Annotated in this window: 19 protein-coding genes and 2 pseudogenes; 9 read left to right on the top strand and 12 right to left on the bottom strand. The window is 62.0% G+C overall.

Annotated features, from left to right (window positions below; translation table 11 throughout):
* The 6 genes and pseudogenes from K6T64_RS14055 to carA form a co-directional block, all read right to left on the bottom strand.
* The coding region (locus K6T64_RS14055; protein WP_483306150.1) for a tRNA pseudouridine synthase A at positions 1 to 358 on the bottom strand (358 nt) is incomplete at its 3' end.
* Between the two features lie 45 nt (positions 359 to 403).
* The gene (gene rplQ, locus K6T64_RS14050; RefSeq protein WP_288010739.1) at positions 404 to 757 is read right to left on the bottom strand and encodes a 50S ribosomal protein L17; all 354 of its coding nucleotides are present in this window, start codon (positions 755 to 757) and stop codon (positions 404 to 406) included.
* A 136-nt stretch (positions 758 to 893) separates the two neighbouring features.
* Positions 894 to 1,703 (bottom strand): annotated as a pseudogene (locus K6T64_RS14045) (argininosuccinate synthase); the annotation flags it as partial.
* Positions 1,704 to 1,766: 63 nt separating this feature from the next.
* The gene (gene argF, locus K6T64_RS14040; protein ID WP_100666776.1) at positions 1,767 to 2,723 is read right to left on the bottom strand and encodes an ornithine carbamoyltransferase; all 957 of its coding nucleotides are present in this window, start codon (positions 2,721 to 2,723) and stop codon (positions 1,767 to 1,769) included.
* Between the two features lie 148 nt (positions 2,724 to 2,871).
* Positions 2,872 to 6,114, bottom strand: coding sequence for a carbamoyl-phosphate synthase large subunit (gene carB / locus K6T64_RS14035; protein WP_288010738.1), 3,243 nt, complete (start codon positions 6,112 to 6,114; stop codon positions 2,872 to 2,874).
* Entirely contained in the window at positions 6,104 to 7,219 is a 1,116-nt protein-coding gene (gene carA, locus K6T64_RS14030; RefSeq protein WP_170084854.1) for a glutamine-hydrolyzing carbamoyl-phosphate synthase small subunit, read from the bottom strand. Before carA ends, carB begins: the two co-directional genes overlap by 11 nt.
* 345 nt (positions 7,220 to 7,564) lie before the next feature.
* Here carA and K6T64_RS14025 point away from each other — a divergent pair, with 345 nt between their 5' ends.
* The 6 genes from K6T64_RS14025 to K6T64_RS14000 all read left to right on the top strand — a co-directional run bounded on the left by K6T64_RS14025 (position 7,565) and on the right by K6T64_RS14000 (position 11,567).
* The gene (locus tag K6T64_RS14025; protein ID WP_100666774.1) at positions 7,565 to 7,852 is read left to right on the top strand and encodes an autorepressor SdpR family transcription factor; all 288 of its coding nucleotides are present in this window, start codon (positions 7,565 to 7,567) and stop codon (positions 7,850 to 7,852) included.
* Positions 7,845 to 8,504, top strand: a complete 660-nt coding sequence (locus tag K6T64_RS14020) for an SdpI family protein (RefSeq protein WP_288010737.1) — start codon at positions 7,845 to 7,847, stop codon at positions 8,502 to 8,504. Before K6T64_RS14025 ends, K6T64_RS14020 begins: the two co-directional genes overlap by 8 nt.
* A gap of 586 nt (positions 8,505 to 9,090) precedes the next feature.
* Positions 9,091 to 9,678, top strand: a complete 588-nt coding sequence (locus K6T64_RS14015; protein ID WP_288010736.1) for an RNA polymerase sigma factor — start codon at positions 9,091 to 9,093, stop codon at positions 9,676 to 9,678.
* Positions 9,679 to 9,681: 3 nt separating this feature from the next.
* Positions 9,682 to 10,188 (top strand): anti-sigma factor family protein, encoded by a 507-nt coding sequence (locus K6T64_RS14010; protein ID WP_288010735.1) that lies wholly within the window; start codon positions 9,682 to 9,684, stop codon positions 10,186 to 10,188.
* 90 nt (positions 10,189 to 10,278) lie between these two features.
* The gene (locus K6T64_RS14005; RefSeq protein WP_288010734.1) at positions 10,279 to 11,319 is read left to right on the top strand and encodes a hypothetical protein; all 1,041 of its coding nucleotides are present in this window, start codon (positions 10,279 to 10,281) and stop codon (positions 11,317 to 11,319) included.
* The gene (locus K6T64_RS14000; protein WP_288010733.1) at positions 11,208 to 11,567 is read left to right on the top strand and encodes a GerW family sporulation protein; all 360 of its coding nucleotides are present in this window, start codon (positions 11,208 to 11,210) and stop codon (positions 11,565 to 11,567) included. Before K6T64_RS14005 ends, K6T64_RS14000 begins: the two co-directional genes overlap by 112 nt.
* Before the next feature lie 638 nt (positions 11,568 to 12,205).
* Here K6T64_RS14000 and K6T64_RS13995 read toward each other — a convergent pair.
* Positions 12,206 to 12,748 (bottom strand): hypothetical protein, encoded by a 543-nt coding sequence (locus K6T64_RS13995; protein WP_288010732.1) that lies wholly within the window; start codon positions 12,746 to 12,748, stop codon positions 12,206 to 12,208.
* Between the two features lie 25 nt (positions 12,749 to 12,773).
* Positions 12,774 to 13,316, bottom strand: coding sequence for a tubby C-terminal domain-like protein (locus K6T64_RS13990; RefSeq protein ID WP_288010731.1), 543 nt, complete (start codon positions 13,314 to 13,316; stop codon positions 12,774 to 12,776).
* Positions 13,317 to 13,570: 254 nt separating this feature from the next.
* Between K6T64_RS13990 and K6T64_RS13985 the strand changes: the two genes are divergently transcribed.
* Together K6T64_RS13985 and K6T64_RS13980 are read left to right on the top strand one after the other, a co-directional pair.
* Positions 13,571 to 13,891, top strand: a complete 321-nt coding sequence (locus K6T64_RS13985) for an RNA polymerase sigma factor (RefSeq protein ID WP_288010730.1) — start codon at positions 13,571 to 13,573, stop codon at positions 13,889 to 13,891.
* Between the two features lie 146 nt (positions 13,892 to 14,037).
* Positions 14,038 to 15,294 (top strand): MFS transporter, encoded by a 1,257-nt coding sequence (locus tag K6T64_RS13980; RefSeq protein ID WP_288010729.1) that lies wholly within the window; start codon positions 14,038 to 14,040, stop codon positions 15,292 to 15,294.
* Between the two features lie 56 nt (positions 15,295 to 15,350).
* Here the strand turns inward: K6T64_RS13980 and K6T64_RS13975 are convergent, their stop codons facing one another.
* Both K6T64_RS13975 and K6T64_RS13970 read right to left on the bottom strand, forming a co-directional pair.
* Positions 15,351 to 17,063 carry a hypothetical protein gene (locus K6T64_RS13975; RefSeq protein ID WP_288010728.1) on the bottom strand — a complete coding sequence of 571 codons (1,713 nt, stop codon included), beginning with the start codon at positions 17,061 to 17,063 and terminating at the stop codon, positions 15,351 to 15,353.
* A 239-nt stretch (positions 17,064 to 17,302) separates the two neighbouring features.
* The gene (locus K6T64_RS13970; protein ID WP_100666759.1) at positions 17,303 to 18,289 is read right to left on the bottom strand and encodes an aldo/keto reductase; all 987 of its coding nucleotides are present in this window, start codon (positions 18,287 to 18,289) and stop codon (positions 17,303 to 17,305) included.
* A gap of 275 nt (positions 18,290 to 18,564) precedes the next feature.
* Here K6T64_RS13970 and K6T64_RS16910 point away from each other — a divergent pair.
* Positions 18,565 to 18,741 (top strand): annotated as a pseudogene (locus K6T64_RS16910) (AMP-binding protein); the annotation flags it as partial.
* Positions 18,742 to 18,882: 141 nt separating this feature from the next.
* Here the strand turns inward: K6T64_RS16910 and K6T64_RS13965 are convergent.
* On the bottom strand, positions 18,883 to 19,083 hold the full coding sequence (locus tag K6T64_RS13965) for a YgaP family membrane protein (RefSeq protein ID WP_100666758.1): 201 nt from the start codon (positions 19,081 to 19,083) through the stop codon (positions 18,883 to 18,885).
* 204 nt (positions 19,084 to 19,287) lie between these two features.
* On the bottom strand, positions 19,288 to 20,166 hold the full coding sequence (locus K6T64_RS13960) for an ABC transporter permease (protein ID WP_288010727.1): 879 nt from the start codon (positions 20,164 to 20,166) through the stop codon (positions 19,288 to 19,290).
* Positions 20,167 to 20,211 lie beyond the last annotated feature (45 nt).

Below are 20,211 nucleotides of genomic sequence, written 5' to 3'. Positions count from 1 at the left end.
ATATCTTGTACTCATACTCCCGACTGATGGCATCACGCCTGACATCGAACTTCATATCTACCCTGCAGGCGCCCTTGACGGCGATATCTCTGGGCAGGTAGAAGTTCAACGCCCTGACGAGGGTGCCCGGTGACAATGCTGACCGCGTCCTGAAACTCACCATCTGCCCCATAGCATGCACGCCGCTATCGGTTCGACTGGCAGCAATCACCCGGCTCACCTCGCCGGTGACCTTCAATATTGCCTTTTCCAGCTCGTCCTGGATGGTGGGTACACCAGCTTGCCACTGGAAGCCACAGTAATTCCTACCGTCGTACTCTACCAGGAGCACTATTTTGCTATTGTTAAGGAGCGACACCAACTACCTTCAACAGAGACGCCACCACACATGTAGGCGATAGTCTTACTCCACCATCTCGAGCTGCACCAAAGGTGCCCCATCCCCGACCCGCCGCCTCAATTTGATAATCCTAGTATAGCCGCCGGGGCGCTCCTTGAACCTCGGTGCCAGCTCGCCAAACAGCTTCCCCACAAGCTTCTTATCTGTAATAAACGCTAGTGCACGACGTCGTGAGGCCAGGCTGCCTTCCTTGCCCAGAGTGATCATCTTCTCCACCAGACCGCGCACCTCCTTCGCTTTCTCCTCGGTGGTCACGATCTTTTCATAACGGATGAGGTCGGACACCAGATTGCGGTAGAGAGCCCACCGTTGCTCTGTGGTCCGACTGAGTTTTCTGCCGTCTACCGCATGTCTCATCTATCTGTTACTCCTCGGAAGACTCGGTATCCGCTTCTTCCAACGACACCGATGATGCCTTCTGCCGTCTCCTCTTTTTTTCCTTGGGCTGTAATACCAGAGGGATGCCAAACTTCTCCAAAGCCGTCTGCACCTCCTCGCGGGACTTGATCCCGATCAGCCGGTCCTCAATGTGATCGATACGCCCGACCCCGTGCCGGCCGCCGATCTGGTTCAGCCGGGCGATGAGGGTCACGAGGTCCAAGCGCTCGCCGTTCAGCGCCACGGGCACCCCTTTTTCAAAGGCGATCACCACGTCTTCGGGCTCGTCCGGCGCGTCCTTGGGATTCACCGTCCAGTCAAAGGCTTCCTCGGGCGCCTCCGCCCAAGGATCTTCCAGCACCCCCGCCTCGCAACTGCGTCCCCAGAGATTCGCGTCGATGCTGAACGGATTCTCGGCCGTGATGGGAATGGGAATCCCGTGCTCCTTGGCGTAGCCGATCTCCTCGTCCCGGGACCACGCCCACTCCCGAACCGGGGCGACGATCTTCAGATTCGGATTCAAAGCGGTCACCGACACGTCGAACCGCACCTGGTCGTTCCCTTTGCCGGTGCAGCCGTGGGCCACCGCCACCGCCCCGACCTTCTCCGCCGTCTCCACCAGGTATTTTGAGATGAGCGGCCGGGACAGCGCCGCCGACAGGGGGTATTTGCCCTCGTACAGGGCGTTGGCCTGCAGACTCGGGAGGATAAACTCCCGGGCAAAAGTGTCCCGGGCGTCCACGACGTAGGACTCCACGGCCCCCACCTTCAGGGCCTTCTCCCGGACAAAATCCAAATCCTTCCCTTCCCCCACATCGAGGCACAGGGCCACCACGTCGTATCCAAATTTCTCCTCGAGCCAGGCGATGGCCACGGAGGTGTCGAGCCCCCCGGAGTACGCCAACACGATCTTTGGCTTGCTCATCTTCTCCTCGTCCCCGTTTCGTTAGAAAATGTCCTTGAGTTCATTATGCACGCAAAAGTATATTTATGCAAGCCGACCGGCCATGGTGGCCACCAGAATCGCCTTCTGAGCGTGCAGCCGGTTCTCCGCCTCGTCAAAAATCACCGAATGCGGCCCATCGATCACCTCGGCGGCGACCTCTTCCCCCCGATGGGCGGGCAGGCAGTGCATAAACAGGTAATCCGGCGCCGCCTGGGCGGCCAAGGCCACCGTCACCCCGAACCCGGCAAAGGCGCGCAGCCGCTCTTCCCGCTCGGCCTCCTGGCCCATGCTGGCCCACACGTCCGTGTAGATCACGTCCGCCCCGGCCACCGCTTCCCGGGGGTCGTGCACCAGGCTGATCTCCGTCCCCGCCCGGGCCGCCAACTCCTTGGCCCGGTCCACCACCCCGGAGTCGCACTCGTAGCCCGGGGGGGTCGCCACCCGCAGGTTCATGCCAAAAAGGGGCGCCCCCACCAGCCAGGAGTTGGCCATATTGTTGCCATCCCCCACATAGGCCACCGTCACGCCTTCCAGGCGGCCCTTGTGCTCAAGGATCGTCATGGCATCGGCCAGCACCTGGCAGGGGTGGTGCAGGTCGGTGAGGCCGTTGATGACCGGCACCGTGGCGTACTCCGCCAACTCCCGCACCGACTCGTGACTGAAGGTCCGGATCATGATCCCGTCCACATATCGGGACAGCACCCGGGCCGTATCCGGAATGGGTTCGCCCCGGCCCAGCTGGGTGTCCCGGGAGGACAAAAACAGCGCGTGGCCCCCGAGTTGCACCATCCCCACCTCGAAGGAGACCCGGGTGCGAGTGGAGGATTTTTCAAAAATCATCCCCAACGTTTTCCCCATGAGGGGTTGGACCCGCTCCCCGGCCTTTTGTTTCTCTTTCAGCACCGCCGCCAACCGGAGCAAGCCCCGCAGCTCCTCCGGGGTAAAATCTGCCAGATCGAGAAAATCCCGCCCTCGCAGATCGATCGTCCCTTCCGCCATCCCCTCGTCTCCTCCCCGTCATCTCTATGGATCCCACCCGGGCCCGCGGCCGGGACACCCGACCGGCCGCCCCCGGACCCGGGCTCACTTCCGCATCGCCTCGGTCCCATGCCCATCCCGGCCAGGCATCCGAATCCCGGCCCGGGGATCACTCCAAGGGCAGCACCCGGACGCCGGATTCCCGGCGCCTCGCCCGCAGGCCCTCCACCAAGGCCCGAACCGTATCCCCGGCCGTCAGGCAGGAGACCCGCATCTCCACCGTCATCCGCCGCAGGGCAAAGCCGAACCGCTGGGCGTCCTGGCCTTGAGTGGGCAGATTGATCACCAGCCCCACCCGGCCGGAGCGCAACAGATCCGCCACCGCCTCCACATTTTTCTCCACCCGCCGGACCGGGACCCCCCGCCCCTCCAGGGCGGCCGCCGTACCCGGCGTGGCGAACAGGGTGTAGCCGAGCTCCGCCAGAGCCACCAGGTCGTCCATCACCTGGGGCTTTTCCCGATCGCTCACCGAGGCAAACACCCCGCCGCCCTCCTGCACCTGGATCCCCGCGGCGGTAAAAGCCTTTTCCAGGGCTTCTCCGAAGCTCTCCCCGACCCCCAGGACCTCCCCGGTGGATTTCATCTCCGGTCCCAGGTGAATATCCAGACCGGACATTTTCGAGAAGGAGAAGACCGGGGCTTTCACCACCACCCGGGAGCCCGGGGGACGAAGCCCCGTCCCCCAGCCGAGTTTGCTGAGTCGCTCCCCATGCTGTACCCGGACCGCCAATTCCACCATGGGCACGCCGGTGACTTTGCTCAGAATCGGGACTGTCCGGGATGCCCGGGGGTTGACTTCCAGCACGTACACCGTGCCGTCGAGAATCACAAATTGAATGTTCATCAGTCCCACGATCCCCAGGGCCCGGGCGATCCGCTCGGTCGCCCGGATCATCTGGGCCCGTTCGTCCTGGGTCAGGGTCTGGTCCGGATAGACGGCCATACTGTCCCCGGAATGCACGCCGGCCCGCTCGATGTGCTCAAAAATCCCGGGGATCAGGACATCCCGGCCGTCGGAGATCGCGTCCACTTCCACTTCTTTCCCCGGCAGATAGTGGTCCACCAACACCGGGTGGTCCGGGGTGACCCGGGCCGCCCGGGACATATAAGCTTCCAGCTCCCGGACATCCCAACACACTTCCATCGCCCGGCCGCCGATCACATAGGACGGCCGCACCACCACCGGATATCCCACCGCCTCGGCGATCGCCTTCGCCCCGGGGACATCAAAAGCCGTGCCGCCCCGGGTCTGGGGAATCTCCAGCCGATCCAGAAGTTGGCGAAAACGCTCCCGGTCTTCGGCCGCATCCAGGGATTCCACTGGGGTGCCGCAGACCGACAGGCCGTACCGAGCCAGCTCCGCCGCCAGATTGATGGCCGTCTGGCCGCCGAACTGGACGTAAATCTGCTCGATCCCCTCCCGCTCAATGACGTTCAGCACATCTTCCGCCGTCAGGGGTTCAAAATACAGTCGGTCCGCCGTGTCAAAATCTGTGGACACCGTCTCGGGGTTGTTGTTGATGATCACCGTCTCGAACCCCAACCGCCGCAGGGCCCACACGGCGTGCACGGAGCAATAATCGAACTCAATCCCCTGCCCGATCCGGATCGGCCCGGACCCGAGGACCAGCGCCTTGGGACCCGTCCCTCCGCGCACCTCGTCCTCGCCCCGGTACGTAGAATAGTAATAAGGCGTCCGGGAGGCGAACTCCGCTGCGCAAGTGTCCACCACGAGGTAACTGGGCCGGATCCCCCAAGCGGTTCTTCGCCGGCGCACCTCCTTGACGTCCAGTCCCGTCAGCTCCGCGATTCGCCGGTCCGAAAATCCCATCGCCTTCCAGATCCGCGCCCGCTCCGGCGAGGAGAATCCCTCCCGGAGCATCTGCTCCTCCTCATCGAGGATGGTGCGGATTTTCCACAAGAACCACGGGTCGATTCCCGTCCAGGCCGCCACTTCATCCACGGGGTGCCCCCGCCGGAGGGCCTCCGCCACGTAAAAAATCCGCCGGTCATCGGGCTCCCCCGCCAGGCGCTGTTGTAACTCGCCGTCAGACCACTGGTCTCCGTCGGGCCACGCCAACCCCTCCACCCCGATGTCCAGGGAGCGGACCGCCTTCTGCAACGCGGCCTCAAAGGTGCGGCCCAGGGCCATCACCTCGCCGGTGGCTTTCATCTGCGTCCCGAGCCGCCGATCGGCCTGGGGGAATTTATCGAAGGGCCAGCGGGGGATCTTCACCACCACATAATCCAGCGCCGGCTCGAAGCTCGCGTAGGTCGTTCCCGTCACCGGGTTGAGAATCTCATCCAGGCGCTTGCCCACCGCGATTTTCGCCGCGATCTTGGCGATGGGGTAGCCCGTCGCCTTGGAGGCCAGGGCGCTGGACCGGCTCACCCGGGGGTTGACCTCGATCACATAATATCGTTCACTTTGAGGATCCAGGGCGAATTGCACGTTGCAGCCGCCTTCGATCTCCAGGGCGTCGATAATCCGCAGGGCGGCGCTGCGCAACATTTGGTACTCCCGGTCGGTCAGGGTTTGGGACGGGGCCACCACGATGCTGTCCCCGGTGTGCACCCCCACCGGATCGAGATTTTCCATATTGCAGACCGTGATGCAGGTGCCGGCTCCGTCCCGCATCACTTCGTATTCAATCTCTTTCCAACCCCGGATGCTCCGCTCCACCAACACCTGGCCGATGGGGCTCTGGCGCAGGCCCCGGACCAGGATCGCCTTGAACTCCTCCAGGGTCTCGGCGATGCCTCCTCCTGTGCCCCCCAGGGTGTACGCCGGCCGGAGGATCACCGGGAGGCCGATCTGCTCGACAAACGCCAGACCTTCCTCCATATTGTGGACAATGGCGCTTTCGGGCACCGGCTCGCCGATCCGCTCCATCGTTTCTTTAAAAAGCTCCCGGTCCTCCGCCTTTTGGATCGACGCCAGCGGCGTCCCCAAGAGGCGCACGCCGTAGCGGTCCAATACGCCCCGCTCCGCCAGGGCCACCGCCAGATTCAACCCCGTTTGGCCCCCGAGGGTGGGAAGCAGACCCTCGGGCCGCTCCTTGGCGATAATCGCTTCCAGGGACTCGGGCGTGAGGGGTTCCAGGTAGACCACATCGGCCATGTCCAGGTCGGTCATGATGGTGGCCGGGTTGCTGTTGACGAGAATCACCCGGTAGCCCTCTTCCCGCAGGGCTTTGCACGCCTGGGTACCCGCGTAATCGAATTCCGCCGCCTGGCCGATGATAATGGGGCCGGACCCGATGACCAGGATCCGGCTCGGGGATTGCTTCTCCGTCTCCCGCTGCGGACCGGCGGACGCCGTCTGCAGCACAGCCTGTGCGTTACCCGGCATAAATGGCGTGTACCCCCTTGCCTTCTTCCATCAAAGCGATGAATTGCTCGAATAAGTAAAAAGAATCCGCAGGCCCGGGATGGGCCTCGGGGTGGTACTGCACCGAAAAGACCGGCAGCCCCCGGTGCCGGAGCCCTTCCACCGTGCCGTCGTTGACGTGCCGGTGGGTCACTTCGAGCTCCCCGGGCCAATCGTCCTCGGTCAGGGCGTACCCGTGATTCTGGGGGGTGATCCACACCCGGCCGGAGCGCAGGTCCTTCACCGGATGGTTGCTCCCCCTGTGGCCGAATTTCAACTTCTCCACCTTCGCCCCGAAAGCGAGACCCAGCACCTGGTGCCCCAGGCAAATGCCGAAGGTGGGCCACCGCTCCGCCACCCGCCTGGCCTCCCGGGCCACTTCGGGCACATCCCGGGGATCACCGGGGCCGTTGGATAACACCACCCCGTCCGGTTCCAGGGCGGCGATCTGCTCAAACGTATAGAAGGAAGGCACCACCGTCACCCGGCATCCGAGCTGCGCCAAGCTGTCGACGATGTGCCCTTTGGCTCCGAGATCCATCACCACCACGTGAAACAGTCCCGTCGGCGCAGCCGTATACGCCTCGGGCACCGTCACCTGCCGCACCCAGTCCCGGGGCAGGTCGGGAAACGCCAAGGAGTGCCCCGACGTCTTCGGGTTTACGGCGCCCTCCGCCTCCAGGGCCTCCCCGGGCACAATCCAGCCCTTCATTGCCCCCTGGTCGCGGATCGTCCGCACCAAAGCCCGGGTGTCCACCCCGGTGAGAGCCGCCACCCCCTGGCGCCGCAGGTACGCGTCCACCGTCTCCCGGGAAGCATGATGGCTCGGCCGATCGCACAACTCCGCCGTCACAAACCCGGATAACCACGGCTTCCGGGATTCAAAATCGGTCTCGTTGACCCCGTAATTTCCGATCAGGGGATAGGTCATCGTCACGATCTGACCCGCATAGGAGGGATCGGTGAGGATCTCCTGATATCCCGTCATCCCGGTGTTGAACACCACTTCCCCGTACCGGCGCTCGGGCCGCCCCAGCATCTCCCCGGTAAACACGCGCCCATTCTCCAGGATTAAACTCCCCTTCACCGCCGTCCTCTCCTTCCCCGGCACCTTTCCGCCAACATGATCGTGAATGATTATACATCCGCATGTATAAAATTGCAATCACCGCGCCCTGTTGTACCGAAGCCACACCCGGGTTTGCGCCAGAGCGATAAAAAAGGACGGCCGATCCCGGACCTACCGGCGCGCCGCCTCCCGGTCCATCTTCACTTCATTGGAAGAATAGCGGAGCAGGGGGGGCACCCCCCGTTGGTAGCGCAATGAAAGGACGGGACACTCCGGAAACTGGCCGCCTTCCCGTTGACAAGACCACAGTCCTCGGGTATCCTTTAATTAGATATTTATCAAAATATCAAAGTGGTGAGAGGGATGAACGATGCGTTCAAAGCGCTGTCAGACCCCACCCGGCGGCAAATTTTGCGCCTGTTGCGCGGAGGCGACCTCACGGCCGGGGAGATCGCCGATCATTTTTCGTTGACAAAACCCAGCATTTCGCACCATCTGAACATCCTCAAGCACGCCGGGCTGGTCCTGGATGAGCGGCGGGGACAACAAATCATTTATTCCCTCAACACCACCGTGCTTCAGGATGTTCTCGCGTGGGTGCTGGAGATGGTCAGCCGGGAAGAGGGAAAGGAGAAGGATTCGCATGAGTGAGGCCAAGGCCAAGTGGACTGGCGTGGATTGGGCAATTCTGGTCATTGCCCTGATCCCCCTCATCATCGCAGGACTGTACTGGGACCAGTTGCCGAACCAACTGGCGGTGCATTTTGATCTTCACAATCGGCCCAACGGTTTCCAGAGCAAAGGGTGGTTTCTGGTGATGGCCGCCGGCCTCAATCTCGGAATCGCCGCCCTGATGAAGGTGGCCATGTGGATCGACCCCAAACGGGAAAACTACATGAAATTCTCCGGATTCTATCAGGCATTCCGCTTGCTCATGGCCGCATTTCTCTCGGGGATCGACGTGGTGTTGATCTATTACAACCTCGGGCAGCGTTTTAATATCCAGCTGATCGTGCTGGGAGGCATCGGGGTCGTGTTCATCCTGCTTGGCAATTTCATGGCACGGATTCGATTTAACTATTTCATCGGCATCCGCACCCCCTGGACCCTGGCCAATGAGGAGGTGTGGCGCCGGACCCATCGTATGGCGGGCCCCCTGTGGGTGGCGGCGGGGTTCCTGGCTTTTGTGAGCGCCTTTCTGCCGGGTGACCTGGCCGTTTGGATCTTTCTCGCAGGGGCCCTGGCGGCGGCCCTTATCCCCACCATCTACTCCTTTGTGGTCTATCGGCGAATCGTCCGGTGAAAAGGGGTGGAATCGAGCAGGCGGGGGCGGCAGTCCCCGCCTGGCGCCGCCTGGAGGGGAAATCCAGGCTTGAGGAGCTGCTGTGCACACGCAACCGCTGATCCAGACAGTACGATGTCCATTTGTTCCCGTTAATCCAATGACAGGAGGTTCTTTTGTTTTCCACGATTAAATTCTTACTCAAAAACGCCCGCTCATCCTCCCTCTTGAGCTCTCCTTAAGTCGGCTTTGCATCGGCCGTAATTCGAGCAGAAAAGAGCGAGCTGCCCGTCACTGCCGTCCACCTTTCCTGCGTTGTACTTGCTGTCATCGCCAGAGCTATCACATTTCCACATCGTGGCCAGAAACCACCGCCGCATCGCCCCAGCGGGTGGATCGAACCGAAAAGCCCGCGTGGTCGGTTCCTGTGAAGCGCTGGCGCGCCACAGTGCCGCGACGGTGAACGGCCGTTGCCGCGGACAGGTCCCCTCGCCCCACCGGGCGGCCCAGGCCGGTGGACAAAATTTTTCGCAGCCGAGCGTTTTCTTGAAACCCGGCACCCACGGGCCGGGTATAGTGGGGATGGAAGGGAAGGGAGTGGGGCCGGATGCCCGCCGGAGAAGACCGCCGGCTGATCTTCCTCTGCCGGGAGGGGGCGGAGGAAGGGTATCGGGAGTTAATGCGGCGCTATGAAAAATATGTCTACACTCTGTGTTTTCGCCTGACGGGCAACCGGGAAGACGCCCTGGATCTCACCCAGGAGACCTTCATCCGGGCTTTTCAGCACCTGGACCGGTTTGAACCCGGGAGACCTTTCAAGCCCTGGCTGCGCCAGGTGGCCGTCCGCCTTTCACTCAACCACCTCCGGGACTCCCGGGCGGGAACCGGTGAAAAGCCCCTTTCCCTGGAATACGCCTTGGGGGAACAGATCGTTCTGGGGGACACCCTGACCTCCGGGGACGACCCCGCGGCAGCAGTGGAATGGCGGGACCTGAGCGCCCGGATTTGGGAGGCCGTGGGACGGCTCCCTCCCGTGTATCGCCTGGTGGTCACCCTCCGCCACCAGGAGGGGATGAGTTATCAAGAAATCGCCGAAGCCGCCGATCTCCCGGTAGGCACGGTCAAAACCTATCTGTTTCGCGCCCGGAACCGGCTGAAGACGGAGCTCGCCCGGCTCTACGGATGGGAGGTGTGAAAGGTGGAATGCGACCCGATGTTGTTGCAGGCGTATTTGGACCAGGAGTTAGAACCCGAGGCGGAGGCGGCGGTGCAGCATCATTTGGCGATTTGCTCGACGTGCCGCCGGGAACTCGCCGCGCTGAAACTGTTGTGGATGGAGTTGGACCGGGTCGCCGATGTCGAGCCGGCCCCGGAACTCGTCTATCAGCGCCGGCAGGTGCTGGCAGCCGTAAAAGCTCATCGTGAACAGGTCCGGAGGGATACCGCAGGAGCAGGGCCCCATGGCGAGAGCGAGTCCGCGCCGCGGTCCTCCCCTCTCCCGGCCCGCCAGGCCGCCCTTCTCTGGCTGAGAGCGCAGCCGGCGATCATGCGGCCGGTATGGACGGGGATGCAGTACATCCCCGGGGCACACCTGTTGACCCGGCCCCCGGCTTCCTCCGGCCGGGCATCACATTCCCCCAAGACGGGGAGGCGAAAAAAAGGCCGTCTCGGAAGGCTCCTGGGCCTGATTCCCCGTCCAAGGTAAAAACGGGGGTGCCCGGCGGATCAGCCCGCAGTGCCGGGCAGCCTTCGGAGCTGATCACAAAGGCGCCGGGGGGCGGAGGAGGTCCAAAACATGACCGCGCTGTTGTCCATTGTTCACTGGGCCGCCTGGACGGTGGCTGCCCTGGCGGTGATTTTGCTCGTCGTCGTCCTGCTCGGCCCCTGCCGCCTTCAGGCCGCCGGCCGGGTCGGGACAACCTCAGATGGAAGCTTGTCCGCGACGTGGTACTGGGGGGTTGTCCGGATACGACTCCGGGTCGGGGAACCCCGGCGGGCGGACGGGACGCCCGAACCGACGAACGGGAGGTCCGAACCGACCAGCGGGGGATCCGGCCTGGGGATCGAACCGCTCCTACCGGCTATGGAGGGATCCGGCAGCCCGACTGCCCAGGAGACCCCGCCGGGCAGTGGGCCGGACGCCCGCCATCCGGGGCCCGAGCTTGAACTGCGCATCGCGGGAATCCCCGTGGCGAAGCGGCGGGCCGGCCCCAGTCGCGCGGGCGCGACCCGCCGCGGGCGGAAGAAGCGCCGAGCCCGCCGGGACACCCGCCAAAAGTCGGCCGGCGGACGGACGAGTGGCTTTGACGCCCGGGATCTGCCCCGGCTTCTCCGGCGAATGAGAGACGAAGAATGGATCGCCACAGCTTTCACGGTTCTGGGGCGTTTGGCCAAAGCCCTTCACCTGGAATTTCAGGCCCGCGGAACCTACGCGACCCCGGACCCGGCCTGGACCGGCTGGATCGCGGCCCTCCAGGCGGCGCTGGAGCCGGTCGCAGGCGCGGCAACAAAGGAGCGGATCTCCCTCGGAATTCAACCGGATTTTGTCAACACCGTCCCGGACCTCACCCTGCGGGGCCAAGCCCGGTTCACCCCCATTGCCATCCTCGGCACCGCCCTGTCGCTTCTGGCCAGAAAAGACGTACGCCGGCTGCTCCGGGCCTTGCGGAACCTGTGGCGGGCCCCCGGCAGGCGCGATCGGACTCAACAAGGAGGCGCATTGACATGGTTAAGGAAACGATTGACGCCGTTGTCGCGCATTTGGAAAATCTCGTCAATACGAAGACGGTCATCGGAGAGCCCATCACCGTCGGCAACACCACGCTCATCCCGGTAGTGAGCGCATCCTTTGGATTCGGCGGCGGTGGCGGACAAGGCAATGAACCGGAAGGCTCAGGCGGGACCGGAAGCGGCGGCGGCGGAGGGGCCAAGCTCGTCCCCGCGGCCCTGGTGGTCATCCGCGACGACGACGTGAAAGTCTTTTCGTTAACGCAAAAGGGCGCTCTGGAGAGGCTGGCCGAACTCGTCCCGGAGCTGGCCTCCAAAATCAGCCAGTTCCGCAAGACGCACGAAGAGAAAAACTGAGATCACCTTTCGGCCCGGAGTATGCGGCCGGGTAAAGACGGCGGGTTACCGCCCGCCGAACGCCCGGCGCACTCCGGGCCTTGTCCCGCTCGGCTCACGGACAGGCCGACGCACCCGCCGCGTTGGAGTCCCAATCACGACGATCGGCAGCCACTCCATCCCAATCCTCCCCCTCCCCCCGTGTCCGCCCGGGTGTCTCTATTGCACCGTCTTCATTTGCATATCAGCAACACGGACCGCGGGTTAAAACCTTCGGGTGCGCGGTGACCTCATCGCCCTCATTCGCTTCCTTTGTGATTTTGTGGAAGATCTCCCGGATATCCTTCCGTAAGATCATACGGATGATTTTACGGAAAATACACAATTGCGGGAACAACTGGGCGGGCTTTCTCCCCTGCGGCCGCGCGGGTCGCGCAAAGGGGAATGACACAGTCGCCGACGACCGCCGACTGCAAGAAACAGCTACGAGACGGCTTGGACGCCATCTTGGCGAATGCGAACCGACTGCAGAATCAGCCGATCGCCCTAGACCTGCCAGCGCGACTCCACGGTGCCCAGGTCCACATGGGCGGCACCCGCGATTTGCTGTTCTCCGATCAATGCTTCGTAAATCCCGTCCCCGTTCTCATCGACCGGAATCAAGAGACCAAAGGATCCACCCATCCCTCCCGGGATGTCAACAGCCGCCCTTGTTCGTCATAGAACCCCAGCGCCGTGTATTCCGCGCTGCGGTCGCTCACATCGAGAACCCACTGGACGTGGGCGGAGGGCATGCGCACCTCGACGAGAAATCCCGGCAGGAACCGCACCGATGCCTCTTGGGAAATGCCGGCGGTCAACGCGTATGGATCCACCACCGGAGCCGGCAACCCGTCCTTCAGAGTGAAGAGACTGTAATACCACGTGCCCCCGCTGCCCCCGGACTCTATGCGTACCAGGACGTCTTTATGCGTCGCGTCCCCCAGGAAGCCGATCCACAGGTGTGGTGCGTATCCCGTGTTTGCGTCTCCCGCGGCGTAGACCGTCAGAGCTCCCGCGGCCCCGTCGACCATCGCCAGGCGCACATCTTTCCACATCGAACTGCCGTCGGGGCCCGGACGGCCGAGTAAAAATACGGAGTCGCGCACCCCGTCGCCGTTCATGTCCAGCGTCGTCTTCGCTTTCTTGATCGCCGGGTCCATCTCCGCCAACTCCTACCGTTGCTCTCTAGTATTTCAGACACAACAAATGGTAGATGCACGCCGCTTCAAAGGCCGTCAGTCGCTCATCGTACACCGCGAGGCGGACGTCGTGGGGCCAGACGAGATGCTCCGGCCGGGCCTCGGCCATCAGGCATCCCGTTTCCCCGTCCCGGAACCGCACAGTCCGGTCGCCCCAATTCCGTTCCACCTCCACCTTCAGATCGGACCTCTCGAACAGCAACCGCTGCCTGGGCCTCACCACAGTTCGATCGGTCAGCACGCCCTCCGACCGCCGGCCGGATCCGTCCTCGATCACCACGTTCCACGTGCACCGAATCCACGACTTCCACGTGTTCACAACCTCCCGGAAATCGGCACACTCCCGTCCCTCGCCGTCCCGGGCCTGCACGTGACAAATCCAACTATGAAATACCCAATCCGCCCACCATTGCCACCATCGGTTGAAATAGCGCCTGACATCGCCCACTTTCCGCCCTTCTTCATCGATCAACGCCGCGGGGTGCTGGGACAACTTGAAAAAAGGAAGCCGAAACTGGTAGGTCTTCACAACCGTCACTCCAAGATATCAATCAGTTTTTGATCCGATACGCCCTCCGCTCGGCGTGCTCGGAACAAGCCGGGCACAGGCGGATCTTTCTGCCTCGATCATCGACATAGACCCGCAGCGGCTTCGTTTTCCGACCGCACAAACTGCACCGACGATCGAAAAAAGAAAACAATCCCATGCTCCTCCGGGCTGAAAACTGCCGCCCAACATCCGGGTATCGTGAGGGTGGGATCGGGGAAAGAAAGGGCGACCGGATGGCCGCCGACGAAGACCGCCGGCTGATCCTCCTCTGCCGCAACGGAGATGAAGAGGGAGACCGGGAGTTGATGAATCGCTACGAAAAATACGTGTACGCCTTACGCCGCCGATTCAGCGGAGACCGAGACGATGCCCTGAACCTGACCCAGGAAATGTTCATCCGCTCATGCCGCAATTTGGACCGATTTCAACGCGGGAGGCCCTGTAAACCGTGGCTGCGCCAGGTGGCCATACGCCTTTGCCTCAATCATTGCGTGATGGAAGCCGGATCCAGGCGGTCCTCGGGTCCGGGTGCTTTTCCACACATCAATGATTGACACAGGACGCGCACAATTCTTATGATAATGTTGTCTGATCACCGGGACACCTTATGTCTATGCCTCCTCAACCTGGAATAGAGTCCCAGGATCGGCGTATGATTTTCCTGTCGTGAACCATCGGCAGGTCAGGAAGGAGTTTTCGTATGGCTCATCCAAGTTCGTGGAGTGGCATCGGCGCCCTGGACCGACCGACCACTCGGTTCCGCTGGTGGTTTGCCATCGCCCTCTGGATTCTTCTACTCATTTCGTACATCGATCGCACCAACATCTCCATCGCCGGACCGGAGATGGTCAAAAACGGCGTGGTCACCGCCGCGGCCCTGGCCCTGGCCAACAGTTTGTTTCTGTTCTCCTACGGCCTGGCCAATATCTTCGGCGGCTATCTCGGAGATCGCCTGGGCCCCCGCAAAGTGGCCCTGATCGCGTTGGTTTGGTGGTCGGTCATGACCCTGTTCACCGGAGCGGTATGGAGTTCCGTGGCCCTGGTGCTCTCCCGGGTCCTGCTCGGCCTCGGGGAAGGGATGCATTGGCCCATGAACTCCAAATGGGTCAAGACGTGGTTTCCGCCTGCCGAGCGCGCCCGGGCAAACATGTTCTGGGAGTTCGGACTCACCGTGGGGCCCATCATCACGGGCCCGCTGGTGACCTGGTTGATCCTCAGTTCCGGGTCGTGGAGGGTGCCCTTTTATGTGATGGGGATCATCGGACTGGTGATCGTGGTCCCGCTCATTTGGTGGGTGGCGAAAGACCGGCCGGAGCAAAGTCGATTTGTCTCCGAGTCGGAAGTGGCCTATATCCGCGCAGGCGCCGAAGCGGAGACGGAAACTGTCGGTGAATCGGTCACCATCGGCGACGTGCTGCGCAAAGGGGATTTCTGGCTGCTGCTGATCAACTGGTCCGGGATGGCCACGGTCTTTTACGGGATCACCTTCTGGCTGCCGAACTACCTGATCAAAGTGCGGCACATCGACCTGCACATGACCGGGTTCTGGTACATGCTGCCGTATATTCTGATGACCTTGTTTATGATCATCACGGCACTGACCAGCGACAAGCTCATGAAGCGCTCGATTTTCGCCGGCATCGGTACCCTGATTGCCGGTTTGGGCTTATGGCTCGGTACCCGGGCCGCCGACCTGACGCTGGCCATGATCCTCATTTCCATTTCTGCGGCCATGAACGGCGTGGTCCTGCCCACCATCTGGAGTTCCCTGCAACGGATGTTTCCCAGCCGCAACGTCGGCATCGGAGCGGGTCTCCTGAACGGTCTGGAGAACATCATCGCCGCCGTGGGCACTTATATTCTAGGAATCTCCTTTGCCATCGGCTTTCCGTACCTCATCATTTTCGCCTTTGTCGGGGGCATCAGCGGGCTGGTGCTCACCAAACGGGGATACTGAGCCAGGGCCGCCGGCGATCTTGGGTTCGGATCGCCGGCGGCCAGTTGGGCTCTGCCTTACGCCCCGGGGGCAGGGGGTGTGGGCTCCACCCGCACCGACCGCAAAGTGAGCTGACCCCCCGACAGGACCCAGCGCGACACCGCCGTGCCCAGCCGGTCCACGTGGGCCGCCCCTGCAATCGCCTGCTTGCCAATGAGGGCATCATAAACGCCATCCCCGTTCTCATCCACCGGAGTCAAGGAAGACAGCGGATCCACCCAGCCCTCTTGATTTTTCAAAAGCCGACCCTGGTCATTGTAAAGCCCCAGAGCGATGTACTCGTCTTTGCGATCGCTCACGTCGAAGGTCCATTGAACGTGAACCGACGGAATGCGAAGCTCGGCCAGAAAGCCGGGCAAAAACCGCACCGACGCTTTTTTGGCGACCCCGTCACTGAGGGCTGCGGGATCGATCACCGGATGTAATAGCCCGTCCTTCACGGTCCACAAGCTATAATAGGAGGTCCCTCCACTGCCGCCGGTCTCAATGCTCGCCAAAATCACTTTCTGCCCGGTTTCCCCGAGAGGACCGACCCAGAGTAGGGGGGAATACCCTTGGTCTTCTCCGTCGAGTCTAAAAATATGGGATGCCCCCGTCGCCCCGTCCACCACCGCCGGGGAAATATTCCACCACATGGCACCGTTGTCCGGCCGCCGGGTGCCGAGCAGCAACACAGAATCCCGCACCCCGTCTCCATCCATGTCGGCGTAGCGGGAATCCAGGATCGTCTCGGGAGGCCACGTGCCGGGCTCAGAAAATTCGCTTCCCACCGGATACTTTGGAGCGGGCTGGTTGTCCAGGGAGGGGTCCGCCGCCGCACCTTTCGGGCCCACCGTCAAAAACCGGACATCCCGCAGTTCGAGCTTGCCGTCTTGGAGGGCCCAGGTGGAGGCCAACACCGCCAAACCGTCGGAACGGTAGGCGCCGGAGAGCGTCTGCCTGCCCTCAAAAACTTGGTGGCCATCCGGCTGCCGCACCGGCACGAAAACGCTGTATCCATCCACAAACCCCGACACCGGCTTCAGCAATTTGCCATTTTGGTCGAAAATCCCCAACCGAAGGTAATCGGTTTTGCGGTCCCGGAGGTCAAGGGTGACCGATCTGCCGGTTCGGGGCTCTGTGAGCCGCGCTTTGAAGCCGTCCAGATACTCAATTTTCGCCTGCAGTCCCGCATTCAGTTCCTCCCTGGGAACCACCTCCCGGGCGACGCCCTCCGCAAAGGACACGAGAAGGCTCGACCGGGTGCCTCCACTGCCCCCGTTTCCAATAGAAACGAGAACTCCGGAACCCCGCTGCCCCGGAATGTCCACTGGATACAAGACGGGCTCCAGGCCGACAAAACTTTTCGGACCCAGGGGCAGGATGATTTTCGTGCCCGCCACCCCGTGGGTCATCGTCAGGACAAAATCGCCCAGCATGGGGCTCCCGGCCATGAGGGGCCGGCCCGTGAGATCCACGGTATCCGGGAAATCGTCCCCGGTGACATCGACGTGCAATTCCGCCAAAACCTTGGCCGCTTCCGGCTCCTGCCCGGGCGAAGTATCCCTCGCCGGTGCACCGGTTGGCACCGCCGTTTCAGACACCGGCGCCGCTCCGGCACCCGCCACAGCTCCCCTGGGGGAACTTGCGGCATCTGCCCCGGCCGCTTCCACCTCTCCGCCCGCTGCACCCGTGACAATCAACCCCGTCCCCAACACCGCGGCCACCGCCCGCCTCCTCCACCGCTTCATCTCGCTCACGCTCCTGTTCCCAATAAACGACCAGAAAAAATAGTTCTGTCTATTCCCAGTATAGCAATCGCCGATTTGCCCGTCATCCGCCCGAATACTGTTCGTATCCGACTCATCGGGCCGGATTCCACCTGGTCAACGCCCATGCCGGGCAATAACACGTATGCCGGGCAATAACACGTATGCCGGGCAACATGCCAAAGGGACCGGCCGAAGCTGGTCCCTTCCACGTGAACGGATTACCTCGACGGCGGAGCCATAAACTCCGGCCCCACCGGATCGGTGACGCTCCTCTCGAGGATCTCGTCCACCCGTTTCAAATCTTGCGCCCGGATGTGCCATCCGTCCACCCCGGGCACATCGGCCAATTGTTCGGGGTGCCGCGCCCCCCACAGGGCCACCGACGCCCCCGGCTGATCGAGCACCCAGCGAACGGAGAACTGGGGCATCGTTTTGTTGTACTCCCGGGCAATGGCCGAGATTTGTTCCACGGCCGAGAGGTATTGATCATAACGGGGCTGCTGAAACTTCGGATCCGTCTTGCGCAGATCGTCCCCCTGGAAGGTGGTCTCCCGTTTCATTTTGCCCGTGAGCAGCCCCCGGCACAAACTCCCGTACATCAAGGTGGCGATCCCGTGCTCCCGACAGAACGGGAGAACGTCCTTTTCGATCTCCCGCTCAAAAATATTGTAAGGGGGCTGGGCGGTGTGAAGGGGTGCCACAGATAGCCATTCCTCCATCTGGGCGGGTGAAAAATTGCTCACACCCACGGCTCGGATCTTGCCCGCTTTTAACATGTCGTGCAGGGTATCAGCGATTTCCGCGACGGGCACGAGGGGATCCGGCCAGTGCACCTGGTAGAGGTCGATATAATCGGTCTGCAGTCGGCGCAGGGAATCATCGAGCTCCTTCTGGAGCGCCTGTTTGGTCGCATTTCGCCGGACCCCGCCACCGGGCAGGAGTTCAAGGCCGACCTTCGTGGCGATGACCACGTCTTCCCGATGGCCGTACTGTTTCACGGCCTTCCCCACGATCTCCTCCGACAAGCCCGCCCCGTAGGCGGGAGCGGTGTCGATCAGGTTGATCCCCAGTTCCAGCGCCCGCAGAATGGTCCGTATGGATTCTTGTTCGTCCGTTCCACCCCACATCCATCCGCCGATCGCCCAGGTTCCCAACCCGATTCGGCTGACTTGGATGTTCGAGCGGCCAAGTTTTGTTTGCTCCAACTCCGACACCTCCAACAGACATTATAGCCCAATGCGTGCCGGAAGATGGAATTTGACGGGCTGCGAGGCCCGTCACCGGCCACCTTTGCTCCGGGCCCCCAACAACAGGGCCACCGCCTCCGCTTGGGTCGTCATCCCCTCGGGATCGTAGCGATTTTCGTCCCGGCCGTTATAAAAGCGCTCATACCGTTTGCTAAGCGTCTCCAGAGCGAAAGCCGCCCGTTCATCGGCCCCGGGTCCGGCGAGGGAGAACTCGCCTTCGCCCAGAGGCGGTACTGCGGTGGTTTCCGAAAGCCGTTCTCATTCAGGGCTTCGGGCAAACAGAATCTTTCGGCATGATCGCCGTCACCCTGCCTGAAGAAATGATCCGCTTCCCGAAGTCGACAGGTCGCGCCATCTCCGGCTGTCGTATTCGCGTGGTGGATGACGACGATCATGACCTTCGAGTAGGCACCGTAGGAGAACCCGGCGGCGAGATCGAGAAATTCGACCTCCCGGCCATGTTGGCAAATGGGGAGGAACGCAAAAAGGCGGGCCCCATCGCCCGCCTTTTCCGCACATATCCTGCTCGCATGATCGTTTCAACCGTCCACCTACCGATTGACCCGCCGACAGGTGTTGATGCCAAACAACGAATACAGGGGACACCATTTCGCCACCGCCGTGAACAAGGGAATGATGCCGATAAGACCGATGTACTTGGCATTGCCCGGCAAGATGAACAACAGTGCCAACAAAACGATTCCAATCACGGCTCGAACGATGCGGTCCACTTTCCCAACGTTCTCTTTCATGAGGCTCCCCTCCCTGTTGGGACATCAGGTTCCTCTTTCAGTATTTCAAAAAGCGGGGATAAAAACCACTACCCGGGACACATTGTCATCGAACATCCCAGATTTTGCCTCAGTTTTGTCGAGTTTATTCTCCCCATGACGCCGCGTGAAAGGGCGGCCCCGCGCGACCGCCCCAAGTTTCTATCACGTTTCTATTGCCCGCTTTCACTCAAAATGGTATCGCTTCTGCAGCAGGCGCCCCGCCACAACAATCAGGCCATACAACATGATGGAGACGATGACCAGAAGCGCAATGCTGGTCATCACGAGATTCATTTGGAACACTTGGCCGCCATATAGAATCAGGAACCCGAGCCCCGCCTTGGAAGAGAGGAACTCCCCCATGATCACGCCGACCAACGTCAACCCGATGTTGACCTTCATGGTCGCCACCAGACTGGGAACCGAGGCCGGGAGGACGACGAGCTCGAACATCTGCCATCTCGTTGCCCCCAGGGACTCCATCAACTTCAATTTGTCCCGGCCGGCCTCCCGGAAGCCGGACTCCAGCATCAGGACCGTCACCACAATGGAAATGGCCACCGCCATCCCATAGATGGAATTTCGGTCCCCCAGCCAAATATAAAAAATCGGCCCCAGTGCCACTTTGGGCAGTGCATTGAGGACGACGAGGTACGGCTCCAGCACCTTGGAGAGGAACGAAGACCACCACAGGACCACTGCGGCCAACCCGCCCACAGCCATGGACAAGACGAATCCGCCCAGTGTCTCCTGGACCGTCACCCAGGTGTGATAACCGATTTGTCCCTGCCCGGCCAAGGCCCAGAAACTGGTGGCGATCTGGGACGGCATGCTGGTCAACATAGGATCGACCCAGTGCAGCCGGGCCGCAAGCTCCCAGATCCCCAGCACCACCAGGAGCAGCAGCCACCGCCCCGCCCGGATGCGGCGAATTCGTCCCCGTTGCCACCGCAGGTAAGCCCGATAGGCCGCACTGGGCACAGCCCGAGTCGCCGCCGAATTCTCCGCCATCCCGCCCCATCCTTTTTCATCCAACTCCCCAAACTGTTCAAACCCGGACATGATCTTTCAACTCCTCCCACACGCGGTTAAAGTACCGGGAAAACT

It is taken from the genome of Kyrpidia sp. (genome assembly GCF_023512215.1).
In the GTDB taxonomy this organism is placed as follows: domain Bacteria; phylum Bacillota; class Bacilli; order Kyrpidiales; family Kyrpidiaceae; genus Kyrpidia; species Kyrpidia spormannii.
This window is presented reverse-complemented; position numbering and strand designations above follow the sequence as displayed.